At 70.9% G+C, this 25,655-nt stretch carries 24 protein-coding genes and 2 pseudogenes; 9 read left to right on the forward strand and 17 right to left on the reverse strand.

The features are described from left to right. The 3 genes from NP777_RS04390 to NP777_RS04400 all read left to right on the forward strand — a co-directional run bounded on the left by NP777_RS04390 (position 1) and on the right by NP777_RS04400 (position 2,781). Positions 1-1,266: an amidohydrolase family protein gene (locus NP777_RS04390; RefSeq protein ID WP_256649081.1), complete on the forward strand. Its 1,266-nt coding sequence runs from the start codon at positions 1-3 to the stop codon at positions 1,264-1,266. An 88-nt stretch (positions 1,267-1,354) separates the two neighbouring features. Continuing rightward, positions 1,355-2,218, forward strand: coding sequence for an SAM-dependent methyltransferase (locus NP777_RS04395; protein WP_256648697.1), 864 nt, complete (start codon positions 1,355-1,357; stop codon positions 2,216-2,218). Between the two features lie 104 nt (positions 2,219-2,322). Next, on the forward strand, positions 2,323-2,781 hold the full coding sequence (locus NP777_RS04400; protein ID WP_256648698.1) for a MarR family winged helix-turn-helix transcriptional regulator: 459 nt from the start codon (positions 2,323-2,325) through the stop codon (positions 2,779-2,781). Positions 2,782-2,867: 86 nt separating this feature from the next. Here NP777_RS04400 and NP777_RS04405 read toward each other — a convergent pair whose 3' ends face one another. The 5 genes from NP777_RS04405 to fae form a co-directional block, all read right to left on the reverse strand. Continuing rightward, a complete protein-coding gene (locus NP777_RS04405) occupies positions 2,868-4,037 on the reverse strand; it encodes an iron-containing alcohol dehydrogenase family protein (RefSeq protein ID WP_256648699.1) in 1,170 nt (389 codons plus the stop codon). A 46-nt stretch (positions 4,038-4,083) separates the two neighbouring features. After that, positions 4,084-5,019, reverse strand: coding sequence for an NAD(P)-dependent oxidoreductase (locus NP777_RS04410; RefSeq protein WP_256648700.1), 936 nt, complete (start codon positions 5,017-5,019; stop codon positions 4,084-4,086). Positions 5,020-5,099: 80 nt separating this feature from the next. Then, a complete protein-coding gene (locus NP777_RS04415; protein WP_256648701.1) occupies positions 5,100-6,620 on the reverse strand; it encodes an aldehyde dehydrogenase in 1,521 nt (506 codons plus the stop codon). Further along, complete coding sequence (locus tag NP777_RS04420) at positions 6,617-7,729, reverse strand: mandelate racemase/muconate lactonizing enzyme family protein (RefSeq protein WP_256648702.1); 1,113 nt, start codon at positions 7,727-7,729, stop codon at positions 6,617-6,619. Before NP777_RS04420 ends, NP777_RS04415 begins: the two co-directional genes overlap by 4 nt. Continuing rightward, on the reverse strand, positions 7,726-8,265 hold the full coding sequence (gene fae, locus NP777_RS04425; RefSeq protein WP_256648703.1) for a formaldehyde-activating enzyme: 540 nt from the start codon (positions 8,263-8,265) through the stop codon (positions 7,726-7,728). The genes NP777_RS04420 and fae overlap by 4 nt, the downstream gene beginning before the upstream one ends. 201 nt (positions 8,266-8,466) lie before the next feature. Between fae and NP777_RS04430 the strand changes: the two genes are divergently transcribed. The 3 genes from NP777_RS04430 (at position 8,467) to NP777_RS04440 (ending at position 12,549) form a co-directional block, all read left to right on the forward strand. Next, positions 8,467-9,348: an IclR family transcriptional regulator gene (locus tag NP777_RS04430; RefSeq protein ID WP_256648704.1), complete on the forward strand. Its 882-nt coding sequence runs from the start codon at positions 8,467-8,469 to the stop codon at positions 9,346-9,348. 223 nt (positions 9,349-9,571) lie between these two features. Continuing rightward, entirely contained in the window at positions 9,572-11,050 is a 1,479-nt protein-coding gene (locus NP777_RS04435) for an NAD-dependent succinate-semialdehyde dehydrogenase (protein ID WP_256648705.1), read from the forward strand. A 134-nt stretch (positions 11,051-11,184) separates the two neighbouring features. Next, positions 11,185-12,549, forward strand: a complete 1,365-nt coding sequence (locus NP777_RS04440) for an MFS transporter (RefSeq protein WP_256648706.1) — start codon at positions 11,185-11,187, stop codon at positions 12,547-12,549. A gap of 73 nt (positions 12,550-12,622) precedes the next feature. On the opposite strand, the pseudogene NP777_RS04445 reads toward NP777_RS04440, so the two are convergent. From NP777_RS04445 to NP777_RS04475, 9 genes and pseudogenes are all read right to left on the reverse strand, one after another. Beyond that, positions 12,623-12,878 (reverse strand): annotated as a pseudogene (locus tag NP777_RS04445) (TauD/TfdA family dioxygenase); the annotation flags it as partial. A 244-nt stretch (positions 12,879-13,122) separates the two neighbouring features. Then, positions 13,123-13,206: a putative leader peptide gene (locus tag NP777_RS48425; protein WP_391858463.1), complete on the reverse strand. Its 84-nt coding sequence runs from the start codon at positions 13,204-13,206 to the stop codon at positions 13,123-13,125. 315 nt (positions 13,207-13,521) lie between these two features. Continuing rightward, entirely contained in the window at positions 13,522-14,247 is a 726-nt protein-coding gene (locus NP777_RS04450; protein WP_256648707.1) for a GlxA family transcriptional regulator, read from the reverse strand. Positions 14,248-14,315: 68 nt separating this feature from the next. Beyond that, a pseudogene (locus tag NP777_RS48430) lies at positions 14,316-14,402 on the reverse strand (hypothetical protein); the annotation flags it as partial. A 30-nt stretch (positions 14,403-14,432) separates the two neighbouring features. Next, complete coding sequence (locus tag NP777_RS04455) at positions 14,433-14,783, reverse strand: carboxylesterase family protein (RefSeq protein ID WP_391858455.1); 351 nt, start codon at positions 14,781-14,783, stop codon at positions 14,433-14,435. A gap of 97 nt (positions 14,784-14,880) precedes the next feature. Continuing rightward, positions 14,881-15,879, reverse strand: a complete 999-nt coding sequence (gene speB, locus NP777_RS04460; protein ID WP_256648708.1) for an agmatinase — start codon at positions 15,877-15,879, stop codon at positions 14,881-14,883. A 239-nt stretch (positions 15,880-16,118) separates the two neighbouring features. After that, a complete protein-coding gene (locus NP777_RS04465; protein WP_256648709.1) occupies positions 16,119-16,946 on the reverse strand; it encodes an IclR family transcriptional regulator in 828 nt (275 codons plus the stop codon). A gap of 198 nt (positions 16,947-17,144) precedes the next feature. Then, positions 17,145-19,457, reverse strand: coding sequence for an FdhF/YdeP family oxidoreductase (locus tag NP777_RS04470; RefSeq protein ID WP_256648710.1), 2,313 nt, complete (start codon positions 19,455-19,457; stop codon positions 17,145-17,147). Positions 19,458-19,553: 96 nt separating this feature from the next. Further along, positions 19,554-20,075 (reverse strand): SRPBCC family protein, encoded by a 522-nt coding sequence (locus NP777_RS04475; protein WP_256648711.1) that lies wholly within the window; start codon positions 20,073-20,075, stop codon positions 19,554-19,556. Between the two features lie 172 nt (positions 20,076-20,247). On the opposite strand from NP777_RS04475, the gene NP777_RS04480 reads away from it, so the two are divergent. From NP777_RS04480 to NP777_RS04490, 3 genes are all read left to right on the forward strand, one after another. Next, entirely contained in the window at positions 20,248-20,385 is a 138-nt protein-coding gene (locus NP777_RS04480) for a hypothetical protein (RefSeq protein ID WP_256648712.1), read from the forward strand. Positions 20,386-20,465: 80 nt separating this feature from the next. Further along, complete coding sequence (locus tag NP777_RS04485) at positions 20,466-21,515, forward strand: MFS transporter (protein ID WP_256648713.1); 1,050 nt, start codon at positions 20,466-20,468, stop codon at positions 21,513-21,515. Positions 21,516-21,672: 157 nt separating this feature from the next. Continuing rightward, positions 21,673-23,559, forward strand: a complete 1,887-nt coding sequence (locus NP777_RS04490) for a LamG-like jellyroll fold domain-containing protein (RefSeq protein WP_256648714.1) — start codon at positions 21,673-21,675, stop codon at positions 23,557-23,559. A gap of 36 nt (positions 23,560-23,595) precedes the next feature. Here NP777_RS04490 and NP777_RS04495 read toward each other — a convergent pair whose 3' ends face one another. The 3 genes from NP777_RS04495 to NP777_RS04505 form a co-directional block, all read right to left on the reverse strand. Further along, a complete protein-coding gene (locus tag NP777_RS04495; RefSeq protein WP_256648715.1) occupies positions 23,596-24,087 on the reverse strand; it encodes a DUF5709 domain-containing protein in 492 nt (163 codons plus the stop codon). A 110-nt stretch (positions 24,088-24,197) separates the two neighbouring features. After that, a complete protein-coding gene (locus NP777_RS04500; protein WP_256648716.1) occupies positions 24,198-25,178 on the reverse strand; it encodes a hypothetical protein in 981 nt (326 codons plus the stop codon). A gap of 107 nt (positions 25,179-25,285) precedes the next feature. Further along, on the reverse strand, positions 25,286-25,627 hold the full coding sequence (locus NP777_RS04505) for a DoxX family protein (protein WP_256648717.1): 342 nt from the start codon (positions 25,625-25,627) through the stop codon (positions 25,286-25,288). Between the last annotated feature and the right edge of the window lie 28 nt (positions 25,628-25,655).

Raw genomic sequence — 25,655 nt, forward strand, 5'->3', positions numbered from 1 at the left:
GTGCGGCCGGTGATCATCGACAAGGTGCGGATCTTCGACGGGACGGCGATGCTGGGCCCCGGGGCGGTGGAGTTCGCCGACGGGGTCATCACACGTGTTCTGACCGAGCCCGTCGCGGCCTCGGGTGCGTCGGCGTCGGCGGATGTGATCGACGGAACGGGCCTGACGCTGCTGCCCGGGCTGATCGACGCGCATACGCATGTGTTCGGCGCCGAGAGCAATCTCGAACTGGCGCTGGCCTTCGGTGTGACCACCGAGCTGGACATGTTCATGGGCCCGCCGGAGCTCACCCAGGCCCTGTGCGCGGCGGCCGGCGAGCGTGCCGACCTCGCCGATATGCGCAGCTCGGGGCTGGTGGCAAGCGCGCCCGGAGGGCACCCCGGCCATGCCATGCCGCTGCTGCCGACGGTGGCCGGGCCCGATGAGGCCGACGCGTTCGTGGCCGCCCGACAGGCGGAGGGCGCGCACTTCATCAAGATCATCGTGGACGACGGCGCGAACCACGGGATGTCGCTGCCCGCCCTGGACGGGGCGACCGTGACGGCGCTCGCCGGCGCCGCGCGGCGCCGGGGCCTGCTCACCGTGGCCCATGTGTCCGCCGGATGGTCCGCGCGACTCGCCCTGGACAGCGGTGTGGACATGCTGACGCACCTTCCGCTGGAAGCGGCTCTGGACGACGCGTTCGTCAGCCGGACCGCGGACGAGAAGCGGGTCGCCATCCCCACCCTGGCCATGCTGGAGGCGTCCGCCCCGGAGACCTCCTCCCGGCCCCGTACGGGACGATCGCTGGCGGCCGATCCGCGCATCGTCGGCTACCTCCCGGACCACGCCCGTACCGCGATCGCGGAAGGCCACGAGGGCCTCTGCGTGGAGAAGGCGTCCCCCCAGCACCGCTTCACCCACGCCCTGGCGAGTGTGGCCCGTCTGCACCGGGCAGGTGTGCCCGTGCTGGCGGGGACCGACACCAACTACCGGCCGGACCGCGCCTGCCCGGTCGTCCACGGCGCCGGTCTCCACACCGAGCTGGCCCTCCTCGTGGAGGCCGGACTGACTCCGGCGGAGGCGCTCACGGCGGCGACCTCGGCCCCCGCCGCGCACTTCGGCCTCTCCGACCGCGGGGTGATCGCGCCGGGGCGGCGCGCCGACCTCGTCCTCGTCGAGGGCGATCCCACGAAGGACATCACCAGCACCCGGTCGATCGAGGCGATCTGGCGCGGTGGCGTCCGTTTCGACCGTGCCGCGTACCGCGAGCGGATCGCCTCATGAGCTGGAGCGACACGCCCGTGAGCGGGAACGGCACGCTCATGGACGGGAGAGAAGACATGAGAGACAACCACACGATGCGGAGGACCACGTGACCGACGGACACGAGCGCCTGGCGGGAGTCAGCAGTACCGCGCTGTTCGTGGGCATCACCCGCGCGGACGAGAGCCGGCGCCCGGACCGGCTGTTCGAGGACACCCTGGCCACGCGTTTCGTCGACGCCGCGGGCGCCGAGCAGCAGGCGGTCTGGACCGAGGGGCAGGGAAAGCTGTTCACCGAGGCCATGGGCGACTACTTCGCCCTGCGCACCCGGTACTTCGACGACTACTTCATCCAGGCGTGCGCGGCGGGCTGCCGCCAGGCGGTCCTGCTCGCGGCGGGTCTGGACACCCGTGCCTTCCGTGTGCACTGGCCGGATGGGATACGCCTCTTCGAACTGGACCGGCCCGATGTGCTCGACTTCAAGGAACACGTCCTCCGGGGCGAGAAGCCGCGCTGCGAGCGCGAGGTGATCGCGGCCGACCTGCGCGAGGACTGGCCGTCGCTGCTGGCGAAGCAGGGCTTCCGCGAGGACGTGCCGACGGCCTGGCTGGTCGAGGGGATACTCGTCTACCTGACCGAGCGCGACGCGGACCATCTGCTCGACCGGATCACCGCGCTGTCCGCGCCCGGCAGCCACCTCGGGGTGGAGCATGTCACCCGGTCGATGGTGAACACCGACCAGGCCCAGGAGGCGGCGTCGGCCTCACCGGAGGGCATCATGGGCATGCTGTCCTCCCTGTGGAAGAACGAGATGACGCAACCCCCCGCCAGCTGGCTCGCGGACCACGGCTGGAGCGCCGTGGAGGAACTCCTCCCCGACCTGGCGGAGCGCCACGCCCGCCCCGTCCCTCCGGCCTTCGACCCGGCCCTCCCCGGCACGGGCCGCGTCCGCCTGCTGACGGCCGACCGCTGACCGCCCGCCACCGCCAGGTGGTCACCTTGACTTCAACGTAGGTTGAACTTCTACGGTCGATCCCATCGTCAGTCGAGTTCACACAAACGACGGAGGGACCGGCCATGGAGTACTCCCACAGCGACGCCGAACTGCTCGAGCAGCCCATCGGGTACTGGAGTTGGGCCGCCTACAAGGCCGTGGTCAGCCGCATCCAGTCCGCTCTCGCCGAGGTCGGGATCACCCAGCCACAGTGGTGGGTCATCGCGCAGGTCGCACGAGCCGAGACCGTCAAGACCCGCGGCGAGGTGTCCGGCCTCCTCCGCAACTATCTCGACTCCGGTCCGGAGGTCATGGAGGCGGAGATCGACCGGGTCATCGCCCTGGGCTGGATCACCGAGGACGCCGAGGGACGCCTGGGCATCACGGACGAGGGCCGGGCCTTGTACGACAAGGCCGCGGCCCTCCAGGACGAGCTGTGGGCGGAACGGCACGCGGGCATCTCCGACGAGGAGTACCTGACGACCATGAAGGTGCTGCAGCGCTTCATCCACAACACGGGCGGGCACGGCTGGCACCACTAGCGCGCTCCCACCGCCGAAGGCGAGCCGGCCCGCGAGGGCGCCGTTGAGCCATGCGGTATGGGCTGCTGTTCATTATGTGGTGGCGATCAGTACGTGGCGGTGAGGATGTTCAGGACCTGCGTCTGATCGGGGAGTAGCGGATTGTTCTTCGTCACCGCGTCCGCCACCGCCCCGGCGGCGATGGCGGGCAGCATGGCGCGGTCGGCGCCGAGCGTTCTCAGGGGGCGTTTCACCTCGACGGCGCCCGCGATCTCGCGCACCCCGTCGATGGCCGCTCGCGCCCAGTCCCCGTCGGCCGGCGGTGCGAGGCGCATGGCCCGCGCCACCTGTTCGTAGGCGCCCTGCGCGGCGGGAGCGTTGAACTCCATCACCTCCTCCAGGACGGCGGCGAGGGCGACGCCGTGTGGCGTGCCGGTGTGCGCGGTCAGCACATGGCCGATGCCGTGGACGAGTCCGAGCCCGGAGAGGGTGAGTGCCTGGCCCGCGAGATGGGCTCCCAGCATCAGTTCGGCGCGGGCGCCGAGGTCCGAGCCGTTCCGGTACGCGGCGGGCAGGGCACGGCTGACCATGGCCACGGCCTGCGTGGCATAGGCGGTGGAGATCGGGTTCGCGCCGCGCGAGGCGAGCGACTCGATGCCGTGGACGAGGGCGTCGATGCCGGTGGCGGCGGTGGCGGGCGCGGGCAGTCCCAGGGTGAGCTCAGGGTCGAGCAGCGCGACGCGCGGCTTCACCGAGGGGTGGCCGATGTACACCTTGCGGCAGGCCGCGGTGTCCTCGATGACCCCGAAGCCGTTGGTTTCGGCGCCGGTGCCCGAGGTGGTGGGGATCGCGACGAGCGGTAGCCCGTCGGCCGCCTCCCAGAGGTCGTCGGCGTCGGCGGCCGTGGCGCTCGCGTTGCCGACCAGCAGGGCGATGCCCTTCGCCGCGTCGAGCACGGAGCCACCGCCGAGGGCGACGACCGCGGCGGTGCCGAACGTACGGGCCCGTGCGGCACCCGCGTCGACGTTGGCGGTGGACGGGTTGGGCGCCACATCGTCGTAGACGGCGTACTCCAGCCCGGCGGCTTCGAGGGCCTTGAGGACCGGCTCGAGGACGCCCGCGGCACGCAGTCCGTGGTCGGTGACGACGAAGGCGCGATCGTGGCCGGTCGCCGCGATCAGGGCGGGGAGCCGGCCGATGCGGCCGGGGCCGAACTCGATGCGGCAGGTGGGGTCGATGCTCAGCGGTGTGGGTCCGCCGGGCCCGGAAGAGGTCATGGGTGCGGCTCCTGACGTCGTGGGGCGGGGTGGCGTTCGTTCGCCGTCAGACCGTGACGGTCGCGCCCACCGGCGCGGTGGCCTGGATGGCCAGCCGGAACTCCTGCCCGGCGAGTGCCTCGTAGAGGCGGACGGGACTCATCTCGCCCGCGAGGTCGCCGTGCTGGGCCTTGGAGCGGCGGTAGATCTGCTCGACGAGGGCCGACAGTTCGGTGGACACGCCCAGGTCGCGGCCGAGGTCAACGGCGAGTCCCAGATCCTTGCAGGCGAGCGCCATGGCGAACGAGTCGTCGTAGTCACCGTCGGCGATGACCGACATGAGGTCCTGCTCGATGAAGGAGGAACTGGCCGGGCTCGCGAGCAGCGAGTTGCGCAGTGTCCCGAGGTCCACGCCCGCCTTGACGCCCATGGCGAGCACCTCGGAGGTGGCGACCAGGTGGCTGAACCAGAGCAGGTTGAGCATGAGCTTGACGGTGTAGCCCGCGCCGACCGGCCCGACGTGCAGAATCCGATCCGGATCGCCCATGGCCTTGAGGACGGGCAGGGCGATGCGGAAGTCGTCGTCCGCGCCACCGACGAAGATCTGCAGTGCTCCGGCCTCGGCGCCCCGCGCCATGCCACTGACCGGTGCGTCGATCCGGCGCACTCCGCGGCCGTCGAGCACATCGGCGGCGACGCGGTCCGCGGCCGCGGGGGTCGAGGTGGACATATCGACCCACAGGGCTCCGGGTGGCAGCGCCTCCGCCGCGCCTCCGCGCAGCAGTACCTCCTCGACGACGCGCGGGGTGGGGAGCATGGTGATCAGCAGTTCCGCGCCGTCGGCGCAGTCCGCGGGGGAATGGGCCCAGCGGGCACCGAGCGCAAGGTGCTCGGCGGCGGCTTCCGGCCGGGTGTCGTGCACGGTGACCAGGTGGCCCGCGTGGATGAGATGGCGGGCCATATGGCGTCCCATGTTGCCCAGGCCGATGAAACCGATCCTCATGGTTGTCCTCGCAGTAATGAGAAGAGAAAGGAGGGAGGGGTAGGGGCAGGTCCATGAACGGTCCATGAACCGTGTCCGGTTCAGGCCAGGTTGACCCAGGTGGTCTTCAGCGCGGTGTACGCGTCCAGCGCGTGCAGGGACTTGTCGCGGCCCGCGCCGGTGGCCTTGAAGCCGCCGAACGGGGTGATGACATCGCTGGCGTCGAAGGTGTTGATCCAGACCGTCCCGGCCCGTAGCCGCTTGGCGGCGCGGTGGGCGACGGCCACGTCACGGGTCCAGACGGAGGCGACGAGCCCGTAGTCGCTCTCGTTGGCCAGCCGGATCCCCTCGTCGGCGTCGCCGTCGTAGGACACGATGGCCAGGACCGGGCCGAAGATCTCCTGCTGGGCGACGGCGGAGGTGTTCACCACCCCGTCCAGGACGGTCGGTTCGACATAGCTGCCGCCCGTCTCGGTGAGGGTGCGGCCACCGCCGAACGCCACGCTCGCCCCGTCCGCCACACCACGCTCGATATGGCCGAGGACCGAGGCCAGCTGGTTCTCGTCGACCAGGGGGCCCATGACGGTGGCCGGGTCGAGCGGATCGCCCATCCGGAAGGTGTCGTCGGTGATCCGGCGCACGGCGTCCAGGAGCCGGTCCTTGACGGAGGCGTGGACCACCACGCGGGAACCGGCGTTGCAGGTCTGCCCGGCGTTGTAGAAGATGCCCCATGCCACGGCCGACGCGGCGGCCTCGATATCGGCGTCCGCCAGCACCAGCTGGGGCGACTTGCCACCCGCCTCGACGGCCACCTGCTTGCCGTTGGACTCGCCCGCGTACACCTGGAAGAGCCGGGCCACCTCCACCGAGCCGGTGAAGGCGATCTTGTCGACCTCGGGGTGGCGGCCCAGCGCCTGCCCGGCGACCTCGCCACGTCCGGGGACGACGTTGAACACCCCGTCCGGCAGACCCGCCTCGGAGCCGAGGGCGGCCAGGCGCAGGGCGGCCAGGGACGTCTGCTCGGCGGGCTTGAGCACGACGCTGTTGCCGGTGGCCAGGGCCGGGCCCAGCTTCCAGCCGGCGATGAGCAGGGCGTAGTTCCACGGGACGACCGCGCCGATGACACCCAGGGGCTCCCGGGTGATCAGGGCGATCGCGTCCCCCGGGGTCGGCGCCACCTCGTCGTAGGTCTTGTCGATGGCCTCGGCGTACCAGGCGATGGTCTCGGCGGCCTTGTCCACGTCGATCCGCACGGACTCGGTGATGGGCTTGCCCATCTCCAGGGTGTCGAGAAGGGCCAGCTCCTCGGCGTTCTCCCGGATCAGGTCGGCCCAGCGCAGCAGGACACCCTTGCGCTCCCTGGGCGGGAGGTCACGCCAGCGTCCGTCCTCGAAGGCGTCGCGTGCCCCGCGTACGGCACGGTCCACGTCCTCGGCGCCGGCCGCCTGCACCTTGGCGAGCACCGCGCCGTCGCGCGGCGAGTGGCTGGTGAAGGTGTCGCCGGAGAGCGCGTCGGTGAAGTGGCCGTCGATGAACGGCCTTGTCTCGAAGGTCAGTTGGTCGGCCGCGGCCAGCCACTGGTCGTGCGTACGGGAGAGCAGGGCGTCGATGCCGTGCGTCATGTGATCCTCCACCGGTCGATCGCGTCTTCGTCCAGCTCGATGCCGAGGCCCGGGCTCGCGGGCACCTCGAGGTCGCCGTCGGCGCCCACCCGCACCGGGTCGGCGAGCATGAAGTCCCGGCGCTCCGGGGTCCATCCGGGCGGGTCGTAGGGGAACTCGAAGTACGGGCCGCCGCCGACTCCCGCCGCCACGTGCAGATTGGCGAGCACCCCGATGCCGTTGGTCCAGCTGTGCGGGGTGAAGTGGCGGTGCTTGAGCTGTGCCAGTTCCGCCAGGGTGCGGGCGCGGTGCATGCCGATCGCGAGCACCACGTCCATCTGGTAGATGTCAAGGGCGTCCTCCTCGAGGTAGCGCAGCAGCTCGGTGGGGGAGTGGTGCATCTCGCCCGCGGCGATGCGCAGCCCGGGGTTCTCGGCCCGCAGGCGCTTGAAGCCCGCCACGTCGCAGTAGGGCAGCGGCTCCTCGACCCAGAACACGTCGAGTTCGGCCAGCCGCGCGAGGGTCTTGCGGGTCCGGGCGAGGTCGGTGGCGCCCGCGGTGTCGCCCGCCATGCGCCACGACTGGTTCAGATCCACCATGATCTCGAAGTCCGCGCCCAGTTCCTCGCGCACCGCGCGGACCGCGGCGATCCCCTCGTCCACCCGGTCGCGGTCGATGCGGATCTTCATCGCGCGGAAGCCCGCCTCGCGGACCTTCAGCGCGGTGGCCACCCGCTCCTCGGGCGACTTGAGCTCACCACAGGAGGCGTAGGCGGGCAGCTTCTTGGCCGCGTTGCCGAACAGCTCCGCCACCGGGCGGCCGTGGACCTTGCCGATGATGTCCCACAGCGCCGCCTCCAGCGGCCAGTAGTGGGCGCCGTGGAAGTTCGCGGTCTCGATGGCCTTGACATGCCGGGTGATGTCGAGCGGGTCCTCGCCGACGAACAGGTGCTTGTAGGTGTCGAAGCCGTCCATGAGGTCACCGGAGCCGATGCCGGTGATCCCCTCGTCGGTGTGCACGCGGACGATCGTGGCATCGAAGTGGCGCCGTGGCTCGGGGTCCCAGGCGGCCCGGAACGGCGGGTCCAGCTCCAGCCGCAGCCGGTCCAGGGCGATGTCCGTGATCTTCATCGGGCGAGCGCCTCTGAGGTGGGGGTATAGAACGGGTTGGCCGGGCCTTCCGCTACGGCCGCGAGGACATCGGCCACGGTCGGGGTGGCGTTCACCGCGGCCCGTATCGCGTCGTACGCGGCCGAGCGCTGGTTGCGGAAGGACACATCCAGGTCGTCGACCGCCGGGTTCACCCAGATCGCGGCGATGATCAGCAGGTTGTCGGCCTCCTCGGCGGGCAGCAGATCGGCCAGGACCGCGTCCGCGACGCCCTGCGCCAGACCGGCCTGGGCGGAGCCCCAGGTGGCGCGCTGGTGCAGCTCACCGTCGGCGGCGGCCTTGGTCACGAACAGCGTCAGCGGCTTCACCGGTACAGAGGGCCGCACGATCGTCAGGAACGGGACGTGTCCGGCGCTGGGCGTGGCCAGCGCCGTGGCCCAGGCCGTCTCGACGGGTCCGCCCTTGCGTCCGATCACGACGTTCGTGTGCGCGGCGTTGGCACCCTCCCCGGCGAAGGACTCGCCGACGAGGGCGGCCGGGGCAAAAGGCGATGGCATGGGATCTCCTGGATCTCCGGGAGCGGGGTATCGGCGGACCGACGGGATGAACCTCGCATTCACCGCAGTTCATCCGGTCCGATGCGGCGAATCTAGAACCGCCGCCACCCCCTCGCAAGGCACCGGCTCGAATCGAAATGCCGGTTGCTCTCCCGACAACCCGGCGGCTGACCTGGGGGTTCCCAGGGCCCCGTCGTTAGGATGACGCGCGTGACAAACCTCCCCCCTCGCGGCACCGACGGCCCCGAGGACCCCGCCGATCCACCCGGCGCGGGCTCCCAAGGCGACCCCTCCGGCCCCGGAGACACCATCGCCCCGCGCGGCCACGGGCTGCGCCGTGACATCGACCTGCTGGAGGCGCTCGCCTCCGACGAGGCCCAGAACGGGGGCGGGCTTGGCGTCGTACGCCTGGCGCAGCTGGTGGGCCGGGAGAAGACCCAGGTCTCGCGAGCGCTCAAGGCCCTGGCCGCCTCGGGCATCGTGGAACGGGACCCCGACACCCTGGAGTACCGGCTGGGCTGGCGGCTCTTCTCGCTGGTCGCGCGGACCTCGCAGAACCGGCTGGTGCGCATGGCCGAGCCGGTGATGCACGCGCTGTCGGTGGACGTGGAGGAGACCAGCCATCTGTGTGTCCTGAGCGACCGCGAGGTGCTCACCCTGCTCTCGGTCTCCGGGCACTCCTTCCGGGTCCACGGCTGGGAGGGGCGCGGAGTGCCCGCGTGGCAGACCTCGGCCGGGCGGGTGCTGCTGGCCGATGCCACGCCCGATGAGCTGTACGTCCGCTTCGGCACCACCTCCACCCCGCCGATCCCCGAGCTGTGGGCGCTGATCCAGGAGGCGTCGCGCAAGGGGTACGCGCGGGTCAGCGAGGAGTTCGAGGCCGGTCTGGTCGGGGTCTCGGCGCCCGTGCGCGACTTCCGGGGCCGGGTCGTGGCGGCGATCAACATCTCGGCGCCCAAGTCCCGGCTCGGCGACCGCCTGGACCAGGCGGGCCACATCACCGCCAAGGCGGCGGCACGCGTCTCCGCGCTGCTGGGCTGGGAGCCCCGGCACACCGCGTTCCCCCGGGCACGGCTCACCTGAAGGCGCCGGGGCCGGGTGGCCGCCAGTCGTGGCCCCCGGCGGTCCCGGGTGGCCCGGCCCGTTCCGGGCGGCCCCGCCGTCCCCTCCCTGTCGTATGCGGTGAGTTGCCCTGACAGCAACCACCATTGCGATCCGAGAAGCGGCCTTGTCGGCCGTATGACGCGCTCGTAAATTCACCGCGAACCGGACCAGCCCCCGTTCGGAACGGAGAAAAGAGCAGCTCATGAACCTCCCCGGCATAGAAACCCTCGTCAAGGCGCCGTTCGCCGAAGGCGATGTGCTCATCGCCGGCCGCTGGTGTGCGGCCGAGGACGGCCGGACGTTCCCCGTGCACGACCCGGCCACCGCGGAGCTGATCCGCGAGGTGTCCGCGGCGGGACCGGGCGACGCCACGGCGGCGGTCGACGCGGCCCAGGAAGCCGCCGCCGGATGGCGGGCGGCGCCACCGCGCCGTCGCTCGGAGGTGCTGCACACCGCCTTCGCGCTGATGCGCGAGCACACCGACACGCTCGCCCGCCTGATCGTCCTGGAGAACGGCAAGGCGTACCGGGACGCGGTGGCCGAGGTCGGCTACGCGGCGGAGTTCTTCCGCTGGTTCGCCGAGGAGGCGGTGCGGATCGGCTCCTCGTTCGGCGACGCACCCGGTGGTGGCTTCCGCCACGTCGTACGCAGGCACCCGGTGGGCGTCACCGCCTTCGTCACTCCCTGGAACTTCCCGGCCGCGATGGCCACCCGGAAGATCGCCCCGGCGCTCGCCGCCGGCTGCCCGGTGCTCCTCAAACCGGCCCCGGACACCCCGCTCACCGCCCTCGCGATCGCCGCCCTGCTGAGCGAGGCGGGGCTGCCCGACGGGCTGCTGAACGTGCTGCCCACCGACCGCGCGCCCGAGGTGGTCTCCGTCTGGCTCCGGGACGAGCGGGTCCGCAAGTTCTCCTTCACCGGCTCCACCGCCACCGGCCGGAAACTCCTGGAGCAGGCGGCGGCCAACGTCGTCAACGTGACCATGGAACTGGGTGGCAACGCGCCCTTCATCGTCTGTGAGGACGCCGACATCGACGCCGCGGTGCGCGGTGCGATGGACGCCAAGATGCGGGGCGGTGGCGAGGTCTGCATCGCCGCCAACCGGTTCTACGTCCATGAGTCCGTCGCCGCCGAGTTCACCGAGAAGTTCGCGGCGGCCATGACGGACGTACGCGCCGGAGCGGGTCTTGAGGAGGGCGTCACCCTCGGCCCGATGATCAACCGGACCGCCGTGGAGTCCATCCGAGCCCTGGTCGACGACGCGATCGGGCGCGGCGCGAAGGTGGCCGCGCGGGGCGGTGTGCCCGAGGGCCCCGGCTGCTACCATCCGGCGACCGTCCTGGTGGACGTCCCCGAGGACGCCCGGATCATGAACGAGGAGGTCTTCGGGCCGGTCGCGCCCCTCGCCACCTTCACCGACGAGGACGAGCTGGTGGCCCGCGCCAACGCGACGGTGCACGGCCTCGCCTCGTACGTCTACTCGCGCGACGTGGCCCGGGCCCTGCGCATCTCCGAACGCCTGGAGAGCGGCATGGTCGGCCTCAACCGTGGCCTGCTCTCCGACCCGGCGGCGCCCTTCGGCGGCGTCAAGCAGTCGGGTCTGGGCCGGGAGGGCGGCCGCGAGGGCATCGAGGCGTTCCTGGAAACGCAGTACATCGCCCTCGACTGGCCGACCGGCTGACGCCCCCTCTCCCGCCACCGACCGCTTCCCCTCTCCTCGCCACTTTCCCCGGGCCTCGCTCCTCCCGGCCCCCGCTCCCCTCGGGGCCGCTCTTCCCGGGGCGGCGTTCTCCCCCTCCCAGTAAGGACCCGCGCATGGCAACGACGCCTGTGACCGAGCACAACGAGCCCAGCCCACCGCCGGGCGCACCCGCCTCCGAACGCGAACGGAGGTGGCTGCACACCAAGCTGAAGCTGGCCACCCAGATCGGCCAGGGGATCGACGGCTACATCATCGGCGGTATCGGCCTGGCGATGGGGGCGATCACCGACGACCTCCATCTGACCTCCGTGGAGCAGGGGCTGGTCGGTGCCGCGCCGCTGATCGGCATCTTCGTCGGAGGGCCGCTCTTCGGCCGGCTGGCCGACCGGTTCGGACGCCGGCCGGTGTTCCTCATCGACATGCTGATCTTCCTGGTCGGCTCGGTGCTCCAGTTCTTCGTCGGGGACGGCACCCAGCTCTTCCTCATCCGGCTGGTGATGGGTGTGGCGATCGGTGGCGAATACGCGATCGGCGCGCCGCTGCTGTCGGAGTACGCGGGCCGGCGTGGCCGCGGGCGGCTGCTGGCGAGCCTGGAGATCAGCTGGTACCTGGGGTACGCGCTGGCCACCGTCGTGGGGGCGCTGTTCACCTCCGTCGACGGCGGCTGGCGCTGGTCCCTGGCGAGCAGCGCGGTGATCGCGGTGGTGTGCGTGGCCCTGCGCGGTGGCATCCCGGAGTCCGCGCGCTGGCTGCTGAGCCAGGGGCGCCGGGACGAGGCGGAGGTGCTGATCGAGAAGTACGGCATCGAGGTGGATGTCGCCGCGGAACTCGACGAGCGCGACGAAGTGCGGCAGGACGGGTTCCGGGCGCTCTTCAGCCGGCAGCACATCCGCTCCACGGTGTTCGCCAGCGTCTTCTGGGCCGCCCTCGTGCTGCCCTACTTCGCCATCGGCACCTTCTGGACGGATGTCTTCGAGGCTCTGCACATGGGGGACAACGCGGTGGCGGCGCTGCTCGTCTACTCCTTCACCGCCGTGGCCGGTGTCACCGCGGGGTGCCTGGTCGTGGAGCGGATCGGCCGCCGCAAGCTGCTGATCCCGCCGTTCTGGATCACGGCCGCGTGTCTGGCCCTGGTGGCGGTGTGGCCGTCCTCCACCCCCGTCATCGTCGTCGGCTTCCTGTTCTTCATCTTCCTCAACGCCGCCTCCTCCGCGCTGACCGCGGTCTATCCGCTGGAGGTGTTCCCCACGTCGCTGCGCACCACGGGTGTCGGCTTCGCCACGGCCATGAGCCGGGTGGGTGCCGCGATCGGCACGTTCCTGCTGCCGATGGGGCTCGACCACTTCGGAGCGGAGTTCGTGCTCCTGGTCGGCGCCGGAGTGCTGGTGGTCGGCGCCGTCGTGTCACAGTTCCTGGCGCCGGAGACCACCGACCTGGACCTGGCCCGCGCGGCGCGCACGGCCCGCGAAGGGGCGTAGCGGCACACGCCGGGCCCGCCCGGTGTGCGGATCGCGCACACCGGGCGGGCGTCTTCACGGTGCGGTGGTCCGCTCAGGCGGCGGCCGGGGTGTAGTGGCCGGCCTCGTCCCCTTCGAGGACATGGCTGCGCTCACCGTCCACACCGACCGGGGCGTCGCCCGCCACGGTCACCCGGGGACCAGGCGATGCGCACGATGTTCTCCGGACGGATGACATACGCCTGGAAGATCCGCAGCAGATCGCGCGACTCGGACGGGTCGAGGCCGATGAGGCTCTGGGCGAAACCACCGATGAACAGCCCGCGTTCGCCGCTCTCGGGGTGGACGCGCGGTCCGGTCCGGTGGGGACGCGGAGGGCAGGCCGAATAGCCGCACAGCACGTATCCGAAAAACCGCACGCGGGGCCCTGGGGTGCGATGAAGCCTTTTCTCGTACTTTCCGCCGTCACAAAGTGAGGGGGAATCAGCGGAATGCGGGGGAGCGGACGCGGCCAGGACCGGCCGCGCTCACAGGGCGGCGGACACTGTCAGATGCCGAGCGGAAAGAAGAGCGAAAGAGCGGAGCGCCAATGGCTCAACGGCCGACGGCACAGATGGCGCCGGCTTGACGTCGCAGATCGACGTGCAGACGCACGGCGAATTTCTCGGCTTGGCTCACATTCAGCAGGATGGCAGTGCGTTCCAGCCCCCGTCAACGACTTCCGGATTCCGTCCCAGGACGCGGGCGCCCCCGTGGGCACCCTGGTGGAGGCGGACCCTCCGCCTCGGGAGGAGCTGCGGGAGGAGCTACGGCGGGGTGGTGCCGGCGGGGCGCCGACCGCACCGGTGGGGAGTCGGGCGGCAGATATATGCAATGTTTGTCGCTCGGAACGGATTCTTCCGCGCTGATTCGTGCCACACTGAACGTAGGGCCCTCACCGTTCCCCCGTCGGTGAGGGCCGTTTGCTGTCGGCCCCCGGACGGGCGACGTCCGTCAGCCCGTCCGGTCGCCAAGTGTGCTGCGGAAGCGGGCGCGGTAGACCGTCGGTGAGACCCCGAGGGTGTGCTGAAAGACCCGGCGCAGCGACTCCGAGGAGCCGAACCCGGCCTCCCGCGCCACCTCCTCGACCGTGCCCGTGCCATCGGCGAGCAGGGTCTGGGCGGCCTCCACGCGGACGGATTCGACGTAACGTCCGGGAGCCATGCCGACCTCGGTGCGAAACAGCCGCTCCAGGTGACGGACGCTCACACCGCCCGAGTCGGCCAGCGTGGCGAGCGTATGGCTCCCCGCCGGATCCGCGGTGACGCGGTCCATCACCCGGCGCACCGCCGGATGCCGGGGTTCACGCGGGGCCAGCCGCGCGCTGAACTGCGCCTGCCCTCCCGGCCGGGCCATGAAGACCACCAGCTGCCTGGCCACATCGCGTGCCACATCCGCTCCCCAGTCCTCCTCGACCAGGGACAGCGAAAGATCGATCCCCGCGGTGATACCGGCCGATGTGGCCACATGGCCGTCCCGGACGAAGACGGGATGGCCGTCCACCCGCACCCGCGGATAGGCGGCGGCCAACTGGGAGGCCAGTTCCCAGTGGGTGGCGGCACGGCGGCCGTCCAGGATGCCGGCCTCGGCCAGCACGAAGGCCCCCGCGCACACCGACGCCACCCGCTTCGCCCGCCTCGACAGGGCGGCCACCAGCCCGACCAGATCGGTGTCGGCCACCGCCGAGCGCCAGTCCCTCCTGCCGGGGACCAGCAGGAGACCGTCACGGCTCGCGGGTCTCCGCCGAAGGACGCGATGTTGTCGCGTACCCAGCGCGGTACGGCGGCCTGGTCCTGAGCGCCGAGGTTGTCGGCGCCGATCCGCGGGAGGTACAGATAACCCCGGTCCCATTCGGTAGTTCGCGGTCACCACCACGTCGCCCGCTTCCGCCAGGCGGGCTCCGTCGTACCAGTCCCACCCGCCCGAGCCGCTGGTGAAGCCGACTCCGTGACCCGTTCCAGCCGGGACGGCGCCTGCGGTACGGCCGGTCCGGGGCGCACCGCCGCGCGCACTCCGGTCCATCCCGGGTGGGGACGCGGTGCCGCGAAACGCGACGCTCCCACCGGTGAGGCGGCGTACGGGACACCCCGGAAGGACACCACCGCACCCTCGTCGCAGCCACGGACCTCGCCCCGGTCCGTGGCCACGACCCGCGCTGTCGGGTTCGTCATCGTCTCCACCACTCCCTCGTCACCGACGTTCCGGTCTCGTTCCATGCCGACCAGCGCATAGCAGCCAGGACGGGGGTGAAGGCGAGGATTCAGCGACAGATGACCTCTTCAGCGGCCGAAAGTGCGACGCGAGGCCGCATCGTCACGACGGCGTGTTCTCCTCCACCCAGCGGAAGAAGGCGATCTGCCGGGACATGAGGGTGACCAGCTCGTACGCGGTGTGCGAGGCGGCCACGGAGGTGATCTCGGCGTGGTCGTACGCCGGGGCGACCTCGACCAGATCGGCGGAGACCACATAGCAATCGGCGAGCCCGCGCACGATCTCCAGCAGTTCCCGCGAGGTGAGGCCGCCCGCCTCGGGGGTGCCGGTGCCGGGGGCGTGCGCGGGATCCAGGACATCGATGTCGACGGAGATGTACAGCGGCCGTTTGCCGATGCGCTCCTTGAGCTGCTGCACCACCTCGTCCACCCCGCGTCGCATCACATCGGCCGCGGTGACGATCCCGAAGCCCAGTTTGGTGTCCTCGTCCAGGTCTTCCTTGCTGTACAGCGAGCCGCGGGTGCCGACGTGGGAGAGCGCGGAGGTGTCGAGGAGGCCCTCCTCGGCCGCGCGGCGGAACGGCGTCCCATGGGTGTACTGGGCGCCGAAGTGGGAGTCCCAGGTGTCCAGGTGCGCGTCGAAGTGCAGCAGCGCCACCGGGCCGTGGCGGCGGGCCACCGAGCGCAGGAGCGGGAGCGCGATGGTGTGGTCGCCGCCCAGTGTCATCAGCTGCGCGCCCGTGGACAGCAGGGCGTCCGCGCCCGCCTCGATGCTCGCGACCGCCTCGTCGATGTTGTGCGGATTGGCGGTGATGTCACCGGCGTCGGCGACCTGGGCGTAGTGGAACGGGTACACGTCCAGGGCCGGGTTGTAGGGGCGCAGCTGGCGCGACGCCTCCCGAACGGCGTTCGCCCCGAAGCGGGCCCCGGGCCGGTAGGAGACACCGGCGTCGAACGGCACCCCGACCACGGCGATGTCCGCGGTGTCGACCTGGTCCAGGCGAGGGACGCGGCCGAAGGTGGCCGGGCCGGTGAAGTGCAGGGTGGCGTCGGTCTCCTGGGGCGGGACGGGCCTCGTTGCTTCGGTAGGGTTCACGGTCATGGTTGGTGCAGGATCCTTCATCTGTGGGGGGGTTTACATCTGTGTGGGGGAGTCGGCCCGTGGGGGGGCCGTGGTGCGTGGGTGATCAGGGACGTTCCGTGCCCATGACACGTGGCGCATACGCCAGGAGCCAGCCACGCGGCCGGGGTTTCTCGGATCCGAGAAGCCCGTTCCGTGACCGCCTTGGTCAGTGGGCCTTCATCTTTCCGTCACGCGGCGAAGGCGTCTGCGGCGGCCGCTCATTGTGCGCCGTCCGTTCCGTGGGCGTGGGGAGCATGGCCGGCCACCGCCGCCGTCAGCCGTGCCGCGCCCTGTTGCAGGATGTGCCGGACATGATCCGCTTCATGCCGGTGGTAGTGGCGCCGCCATGTGCTGCTGACGGCCGCTATGGGCCGCTCGTTGTGATCGAACGCGGGCACCCCTATCGACCGCAGCCCCTCGGAGACCAGCTCGACCTCCTCCGACCAGCCGCGCTCACGGTCCCGCGCCAGCAGGTTCCACAGCTCCGCCAGCGACCGGGGGCCTCTGCCGGTGCGGGTGACGAGATACCCCGGCCGGGGGAAGACCGCCCGGAGGTGCGCCTCGCTGGAGTGGGCCAGGATCGCACGGCCGTTGGCCGTCAGATGGGCCGGCAGCCGGACGCCGACGTCGGTGACGGGAGTGGCGTCGGTGTACCCGGAATGGCACCTCGGTGGCCGCTCCTTGAGGAGGTAGACCGTCTCGGCGCCGTAGAGGATGCCCAGGTGCACCGACTGACCGAGCCGGCTCGACAGATTGCGCAGGATGGGGCGGGCGAGCCGCTTCAGGGGCTCGTGCCGCAAGTAGGCGGACCCGATTTCGAAGGACGCCACGCCCAGACCGTAGGCCCGCTCCTCGGGGAGATAGGCGACAAACCCGCGATCAACCAGGACGGCGAGGATGTGATAGAGCGACGAGCGGGGCATCTCCAGGTCTCTGGCCAGCGCCGATGCCCGAACCGGCCCCGAGCGGCCGGCGAGGTGCAACAGAACATCCAGCGCCCGCCCCACGGCCGGCGAGGCACTTGATGCCGTCCGGCGTTCACTCACGTCTCACATCCTTGTGATCCCCCGCCGCCACGGGCGGCCGCACTTCCTCATGGCACGCGGCAGCCGGCCGGGCAACCGCTGGCCTGTGCACGTACCTTGGTCGTGTCCGATCGTAGGACCGGCTGCCGATCCCCTCCCACCCGGCCTCCGGGGACTGCTCATACCGGGCAACGGGCCTGGTCGGACGGGCGATCCGGGTCAGGAGCGGGGAAGTCCGTCCGCGGTGGCACGGGCCTCCAGGCGGACCACGACCCCCTTCGACGTCGGTTGGTTGCTGATCTCGGCCACGCTGTCGAGCGGCACCAGGACGTTGGTTTCGGGGTAGTACGTGGCGGCACAGCCACGTGTGGTCGGATACGGGACCACCTCGAAGTCCTCCGCGCGGCGCTCCACACCATCCGTCCACACGCCTACGAGGTCCACGAACTGCCCTTTGAGCAGGCCGAGTTGTGCCATGTCCGACGGATTGACCAGTACCACCCTGCGGCGTCCGTGAATGCCCCGATAGCGGTCGTTGTCCGTGTAGGGGATGGTGTTCCACTGGTCGTGTGAGCGCAGGGTCTGCAGCAGCAGATGCCCCTCCGGGGCACGCAACATGTCCCAGGCGTTGCGGGTGAACAGCGCCTTGCCGGTGGCAGTGGCGAACACCCCCTCGTTGACCGGGTTCGGCAGTCGGATGCCACCGGGGCGCGCCACCCGTCGGTTGAAGTCGTGGAAACCCGGAACGATGCGGGAGATGTGATGGCGGATCGCCCCGTAGTCGGCCTCGAACCGGTCCCAGGGGATGCCCGCCTTGCCGCCGAGGGTGTGGCGCGCCAGCCGGCACAGGATGGCGACCTCGCTGAGCAGCAGCTTGGATGCCGGATCGAGGCGGCCGTAGGAGGTGTGCACCTCGCTCATCGAGTTCTCCACGGTGACGAACTGCTCGCCACTGGGCTGGATGTCCCGTTCGGTACGGCCCAGGGTCGGCAGGATGAGCGCGGTCCGGCCGCAGACCGTATGGGACCTGTTGAGCTTGGTGGAGATATGGGCGGTGAGGCGGCATCGCCGCATGGCCTCCTCGGTGACCGCGGTGTCCGGAGCGGCCCGGACGAAGTTGCCCGCGAGGGAGACGAAGACCTTGATACGGCCCTCGCGCATGGCCCTGATCGAGTTCACCGAGTCCAGCCCGTGGGCGCGGGGCGGATCGAAGCCGAACTCGCGCTGGAGCGCGTCCAGGAAGGAGTCCGGCATCTGCTCCCAGATGCCCATCGTGCGGTCGCCCTGCACATTGCTGTGGCCGCGCACCGGGCAGGCCCCGGCTCCGGCCCTGCCGAGGTTTCCGCGCAGCATCAGGAAGTTCACGATCTCCCTGATGGTGGGGACACCGTGCCGGTGCTGCGTCACCCCCATGGCCCAGCAGACGATGATCCGCTTGCTGCCCAGGACCTCGTCCCGTACCTGCTCGATCTCCTGGCGGGTCAGTCCGGTGGCGGCCAGGATGTCGTCCCAGGCGATGGCGCGGACGTGCCGGGAGAACTCCTCGAAGCCACTGGTGCTGGAGCGGATGAAATCGTGGTCGAGCACGGTGCCCGGCCGGGCGTCCTCCGCCTCCAGCAGCAGCCGGTTCAGGCTCTGGAAGAGCGCGAGGTCGCCGCCGCTGCGGATCTGGAGGAAACGGTCGGCGATACGGGTGCCGGGCCCGATCACCCCGCGGACCCGCTGCGGGTTCTTGAACCGCAGCAGTCCGGCTTCCGGCAGCGTGTTCACCGCGATGACACGGCCGCCGTTGAGCTTCGCCCGCTCCAGCGCGGAGAGCTGTCGCGGATGGTTGGTGCCGGGGTTCTGGCCCACCAGGAAGATCAGGTCGGCCTGGTGCATATCGTCCAGGCTCACCGTGCCCTTGCCCGTGCCCAAGGTCTCGTGCAGCGCGAAGCCACTGGACTCATGGCACATATTGCTGCAGTCGGGCAGGTTGTTGGTGCCGAAGGCCCGGGCGAAGAGCTGCAGTACGAAGGCGGACTCGTTGCTGGCCCGGCCCGAGGTGTAGAACACCGCCTCGTCGGGGGAGTCCAGCGACGTCAGCTCCGCCGACAGCAGCCCCAGGGCGTCGTGCCAGCTGATCGGCTCGTAGTGGTCGGCGTCCGGTCGCTTGACCATCGGTGCGGTGAGCCGGCCCTGCTGGTTCAGCCACAGGTCGGAGCGGCGGCCGAGCTCGGAGACCGAGTGCCCGCGGAAGAAGTCGGCGGTGACGCGCCGCGCCGTCGCCTCGTCGTTGATGTGCTTGGCGCCGTTCTCGCAGTATTCGTTGCGGTGCCGATGGCCGGGGGCGGGGTCGGCCCAGGCGCAGCCGGGGCAGTCGATGCCGGCCACCTGGTTCATGGTCAGCAGCGTGGTCGCGGTGCGCCGGACTGTCGTCTCCTCCAGGGAGTACTCCAGTGCGTGGGTCACCGCGGGGACGCCCGCCGCCCACTTCTTGGGCGGAGTGGCGGAGAGCCGCTCATCCGGTTCGTGTCTCGGCGCCTTCTTCATCAGGTGTCTCGCTCTCTCGTGACGAGGGGCGGCCCGGGCTTTCGGACTGGGGTCGGCCCGGCTTTCGGACCGGGGGGCCGGGCTCCCGGGCGAGGGTCAGCCCACGGGCCAGCGAGCAACCCGGCTTCTGGGCGGCTCCGGCTCCGTCGGCTGTACGTGCCCGTTGTGGATGGACCCCCGCCACGCCCCGCTCTCCTGGCCCAGGCCCTCGATGAACTCCTTGAAGCGCCCGAGCTCGTCCCGGAGCACCCGGCGTGTGACCTTGGAGGAGGCGCCGGTGAGGAGGGCCGCGACACCGCGCCGATGGACCTCCAGGCGCACGGTGATCCGGGCGCGGTCCGGTGTCGTGGGGCGGAAGGACACCTCACCCCGGTGGGAAGGGCGCCGCTGGAGGCTCTGCCACGCGAGGGAGGAGTCCGGTCGCTGGTGCACGATTTCCGCCTGGAACGTGCGGCGCACCGGGCCGAACGCGATGACCCACTCGGTGACCGCGGGCCTGATCTGCTCGACCCGCTTCACCGTGGACATGAACCGGGGAAAGCTCTTGAACTGGGTCCATTGGTTGTAGGCGGTGCGTACCGGGACCGCGACCTCGATGGTCTCTTCGATGGTGTTCATGGGCCACCTGTCCGTGCTCAGACGTGATCTCAGTGTCACCGCCCGGCCGGTGGGCCGCATATGGATCTTCACCGTCTGTGAATGAGAATCTGCAATCAACATATTGTTTGACTGTATGAATTCATGCATGCTGGGCCGTCCAGACGGTGAACGGTCGGTCGGGAGGCATGGCGTGGCAGTAGACACGGAGGCGGCGGACGCGCGGACGGCGGGGGAGCGAGGTGCGGCGCCCGTGCCGGGCTCCGCCTCGGCCGAGCCACTCACCGGTTTCCATATCCGGGTGACGGCCTGCTCGGCGCGTCCGCCCTGATCGGCCTGTTCTTCGGCAGCATCCTGCTGGGGCGGGTGGCGGACGTGATCGGACGCCAGTAGCTGTACCTCTACAACTTCGTGCTGATCGCGGTCGCCTCCGCCGCCCAGTTCTGGGCACACAGCCCACTGGTCCTCTTCCTGCTCCGGCTGGCGATCGGCTTCGGTCTGGGCGCGGACTACGCCGTCGGCCCGACCCTGCTCTCCGAGTTCGTCCCCGGCCGGCTGCGCGGTGTCCTCCTGGGCTCGCTCACCGTGCTGTGGACCGTCGGCTACGTACTGGCCAACATCCTGGGCACGTACATCCCGATCAACGGCACCACCGCGTACTGGCTGCTCGCCAGCGGAGCGCTGCCCGCCCTGCTGGTGCTGCTGCTGCGGATCGGCATCCCGGAATCCCCGAGCTGGCCGGCCGCCCGTGGCCGCGCCGCCGAGGCCGCCCGGATCCGCCGCACCTATCTGGGGCAGTCCGAGACCACCGCCGCCGACGCGGAGGCCGCGGCCGCCGCGCAGCCGCCCGCGGCCCGCTACCGCGAGCTCTTCGCCCGTGGCCAGGCGGCCAAGACCTGGTTCGGGGTCATCTTCTACAGCGCCCAGGTGCTGCCCTACTTCGCCATCTACACCTTCATGCCGCAGATCCTGGCCACGCTGAACGTCTCCGACGCCGACACCCAGAACCTGGTGCTCAACCTGGCACTGCTGCTGGGCGGGGTGATCGGGCTGTGGCCGGTGCAGCGCCTGGGCCGCAGGCCGTTCACCATCGGTACCTTCGCGATCCTCACGCTGTGTCTGGGGGCGATGGCCGTCCTCAGCGACGGCTCCAGCGGGGCGCTGATGGCCCCCTTCCTGATCTACACCTTCGTCATGGCCGGCGCCTCCACCATCACCCAGGTCTATCCGGCGGAACTCTTCCCCACCGCGCTGCGCGGCTCCGGGGTCGGCTTCCTGAACGGCACCAGCAGGGTCGCGTCCGCCATCGGCACCTTCGTGCTGCCGGTCAGCCTGAGCCACTTCGGCGCGGGGTGGTCGATGGGATGGATGGCGCTGGTGCTGCTGCTCGGCACGGTCGTCAGCCTGGCCTGGGCGCCGGAGACCCGTGACACTCTCACCGCCGAGGATCTGCACCACTGAGCCGCGTCCACCGGCGCGGCGGTCGCGTCGCCCTTCGCACACGGAAGCCATTCATGTGCTCTTCCCCGTCCGTTGCCGGACATCTTCCTGTGGCCGGTTTCCCGGGCTCCATAACGTGCGCTCCATCCTCATCCGTCCCACCGTGTGGAGCAGCGTCATGTGCAGTCCCCGTCAGACCAATGGGCCGCGGTCCGGAACCGGCCGCCGTACCTTTCTGCGCACCACCGGACTCGTCGGCGCGGGTGTGGCCATGACCGGGCTGGAGGCGGCGCCGCCCGCCGTGGCCGCACCGGCCTCCGGCGCCGCGGGTGCGCCCGCCTGGCACCCCGACCCCGACAGCCTCAGATTCACCGTCGCCGTCATGCCGGACACCCAGTACCTCTTCGACGGCGAGAGCATCCACCCCGCGCCGGTGGAGGCGTCCTTCCGCTATCTCCTCCGCCACGCACGCGAGGAGAACATCGTCTTCCTGTCCCACCTCGGCGACCTCACCGAGCACGGCCAGGTCTCCGAACTCGGGCCGATCGACCGGGCCTTCCGGCTCCTGGACGAGCGGGGCGCCGCCTACAGCGTGGTGGCCGGAAACCACGACCTCGACTCGTCCACCGACGACCAGCGGGGCCGCACCCCCTACCTGGACACCTTCGGCCCCCGGCGATACCGTTCCTCGCCGTCGTTCCGCGGCGCCAGCCCGGACGGCTACAACACGTACCACACCTTCCGCGCCGCGGGCCGGGAGTGGCTGGTGCTCGCCCTGGACTGGCGCCCTTCCGCGAAGGGCATCGCCTGGGCCCGGGAGGTCATCGCGGGCCACCCCGGAACTCCGGTCATCCTCACCACGCACGAGCTGGTCTACGCGGACCACGAGGGCGATGAGGCGCGGTTCTCCGACCATGGACAGTGGCTCTGGGACGAGCTGATCGCCGACCACGACCAGATATTCCTCACGCTCAACGGCCACTACTGGCCACCGGCCCGTACGGTCCGCAAGAACAAGGCGGGCCACGACGTCCATCTGCACATCACCAACTACCAGGACCGCTACTACGGCGGCGCCGGAATGATCCGTCTCTACCGGTTCGACCTGGCCCGCCACACCATCGACGTCCGGACGCTCTCCCCGTGGATCCTGGACCGCGCCGATGACCACCTGAACGAGCTGGAGCGCGGAGAGATCGAACGCACCAGCTCCCAGGACTACTTCAGCGTCCCGATCGACTTCGAGCAGCGCTTCGCCGGATTCGCCCCCATCGCACCGCGACCGGCCCGGCCCGCCTCCCGGCTGGTGATCCCCGGTACGGTGGCCTACTGGCGCTTCGACCAGGGCGGCCGGGACGGCGCGCCCGTCGAGGACTCCGTCCGGATCACCGACCACTCAGGCCGTGGCAACCACCTCACCAAGGTCGCCGTCCCCGGCACCCCGGCCGACGCCCTCAGCTGGTCCGATGAGCACCACCCGGACCAGCCGGGACATGGCAGCCTCTCCTTCCACGGCGTCAAGTCCCCCCTGAGCGGTGCCTGTCTGCGCACCGCCGACGGCGCTCCGCTGAACGGCGCCACGTTCCGCTCCGGCTACACCGTCGAGGCCTTCCTCAAGCTGCCCGCCGACTGGGACGGCGGGCGCAACGCCTGGTCGGGGCTGCTCGGCCGACGGGGTCCCAGCGGCCAGGCCGGGAAGACCGGCGGGGACATGGAGGAGCCGGTGGTCACGCTCTCGCTCTCCGACGGCCATGGGCTCCAGTGGGCCGTCTATCCGCTGGACCAGGACGGCGCGGTCACCAACTGGAGCCATGAGCTGCCGCTGAACACCTGGTGGCACGCGGCCGTGGTGAACGACGGACGGCACACCACGATGTATGTGAACGGCTGCCCGGTGGCGCGCAACCCCTCGACCCCGGCCAACGGCCTCACCACCCTCGGGCTGCCCTGGCTGCTGGGCGGCTATGAGTACGGCGGGAAGATCGACCAGATCATGTACGGCTGGATCGGCGATGTCCGCGTCGTGGACCGAGCGCTGCCGGTGCGCGACTTCATGTCCTCCTGACCGAACGGCACCGGGCTCCGCTGCGCCACAGCGGGATCAACGATCCGGTTCCTCGTCACCGTCTTCGAGTTGTTCATCCGGAACGGTGTGCACGGCGGCTTCCTCGGCACCGGCGGCGCCCGCGTCGATGCCTTCGTCCCTGGCGATGACTTCCTTGGTGGTGTCGCTGTGCGCGCCCTCGTCGGGAGCGACGAGTCGGCCCGTGCGTTCCGTTCCGGCCTCGGGGTCGATCGGTTCGCCCTCGCCGTCCTGTACATCTCCGATCTCGTCGCCCGCCGGGGCCTCGACATCGGGGGTCTCTTCGGCCAGCCGCTCGTCGAGCGTCTCGCGCTCGCGCTGTTCGGCCGCCGTCGTGCCGTGCTTGGTGACACCCAGTGGCTTCTCCGGGGGCGAGTAGCCCTCGTCGAGCATCTCGTCGTAGTCGCGCTCGTCCAGGAAGTCCTGGGCGTCCAGGGGGGCCGCGTCCTGCTGCTCCTCGTTGCCGCCGGTCGGCTGATAGACGTCGTCCGCCCTGTCGTCGCTCATCATCGCTGCCTCCCTCGCATGGTGCTCTGTTCGGCCGTCGACCGGCCCGAGGCCGCGCCGACGGGCCGTCCAGCGCGAACTCATGTGATCGGGTTTCCTGTCCTGCCCTTTCCTCACACCGTCGGCGGTTCCGCCCGGTCGGCGAGTTGCTTCGTTCGCGCTGTCGCGTCCGTGGCCCGCCGCCTCGCCGCACGGACCGCCCGGTCCGCGTTCCGTACCCGCGTGCGGGCCTCCCGGACGGCTTCATCGGCCTCCCGCTGCTCGCCCTCGGCCTCCTTCAGCTGCTTTCTCAGGTCCGCCAGACGCTGCCGCGCCTGGTGTTTTCGCCGGTCAGACCGGTCTTGCTCATCCTCGGCCGCGCTGAGCTCCTGCTCGCGGGCGCGCAAGTGGCGCTCGGCGTCCTCGGCCTCCCGATGTGCACGGGCCCGCAGCTCTCGCTGTTCGCGGCGCTTCTCCTGTTGCGCGCGGCGCCGCTCCTGCTCCTCTTGTTCCCGGCGCCGCTCCTGCTCCTGCCGTTCGCGGCGCCGCGAACGTGCGGCGTCCAGATCGGCCACCCGGCTGCCGGAGGCACGCTCGCCGCGGCGCGAGGTGGGCGGCGTGGACCGGTCGACGCCGGTGACGAGCGCGAATCCGGTCGGTGCCGTGAGCGGCTTGGTCAGCCGCCCCCGCACCCATTCCCGGCCCGCGTCCGGGTCCGCCAGCACGGCGCGCAATGTCTCCTCCACCTCGCGCTGGGCGCCCTCGCCGATCGGTTGCCCGGCCCGGGTGGTCAGATCCCTCGCCAGGCGGGCGAGCGCCGTGATGACCTGACGCTGCTGTGCGGACAGCTTCCGCAGTAGCCCGCCGTCCAGATCCTGGTGTGCTTGCCGCAGGGCCGCTCCGAGCCGAAGGACCTGCTCGGCTTCGGCCGGCTGCCGCCGTACCAGCAGATTGCTCGCCCACGCCGCATGGGTGGGGCGGCGCAGACGGCGGATCCGCTCGGCCAGCTCCCGGTCCCCCGCGGTGCGGGCGTCCTTGGCGCGCTCGTCCCGGGCGGCGGTGAAGTCCGCAGGTGGCAGGGCGTACAGCTCATCGGCGACGGCGTCCAGGTCCACCAGCCCTCCTGCCCGGCGTGGATCAACCTTCTGGGATCATTTTGTCACCTTTTGGCTGGGCGGACCCCTGAGTGGCCCGGCCCGATTCACAGCCATGTCGTCGCCGGTCAGATGGTCACGGCCGCGGCGAGAAGGAGCGTGATGTTGAGCGCCACCTGCCGGTCCCCCCGGTGCAGATGCACCCTCGTGGCGCCGATCTGCAGGACCACGAACCCGATGGCCGCGGCCGGCGCCGGCCAGGGCGCGATGCCGGTCAGCGGCGGAAGGATCAGCCCGATCGCGCCCAGCACTTCGATCACGCCGATCGCCCTGACGGCCGCCATCGGCGTGGTGTCCACCCAGGCCATCATCGGCCGGAGCTCGGCACGGCTCCGGATCACCTTCACCCCGCCCCCGTAGAGATAGAAGAGGGCGAGCGGGCCGGCGACGATCCAGTACGCCACGTTCACGATTCCCGTCCCGTCTTCCGGGCCAGGC

This window comes from Streptomyces rugosispiralis (genome assembly GCF_024505145.1).
GTDB lineage: Bacteria > Actinomycetota > Actinomycetes > Streptomycetales > Streptomycetaceae > Streptomyces > Streptomyces rugosispiralis.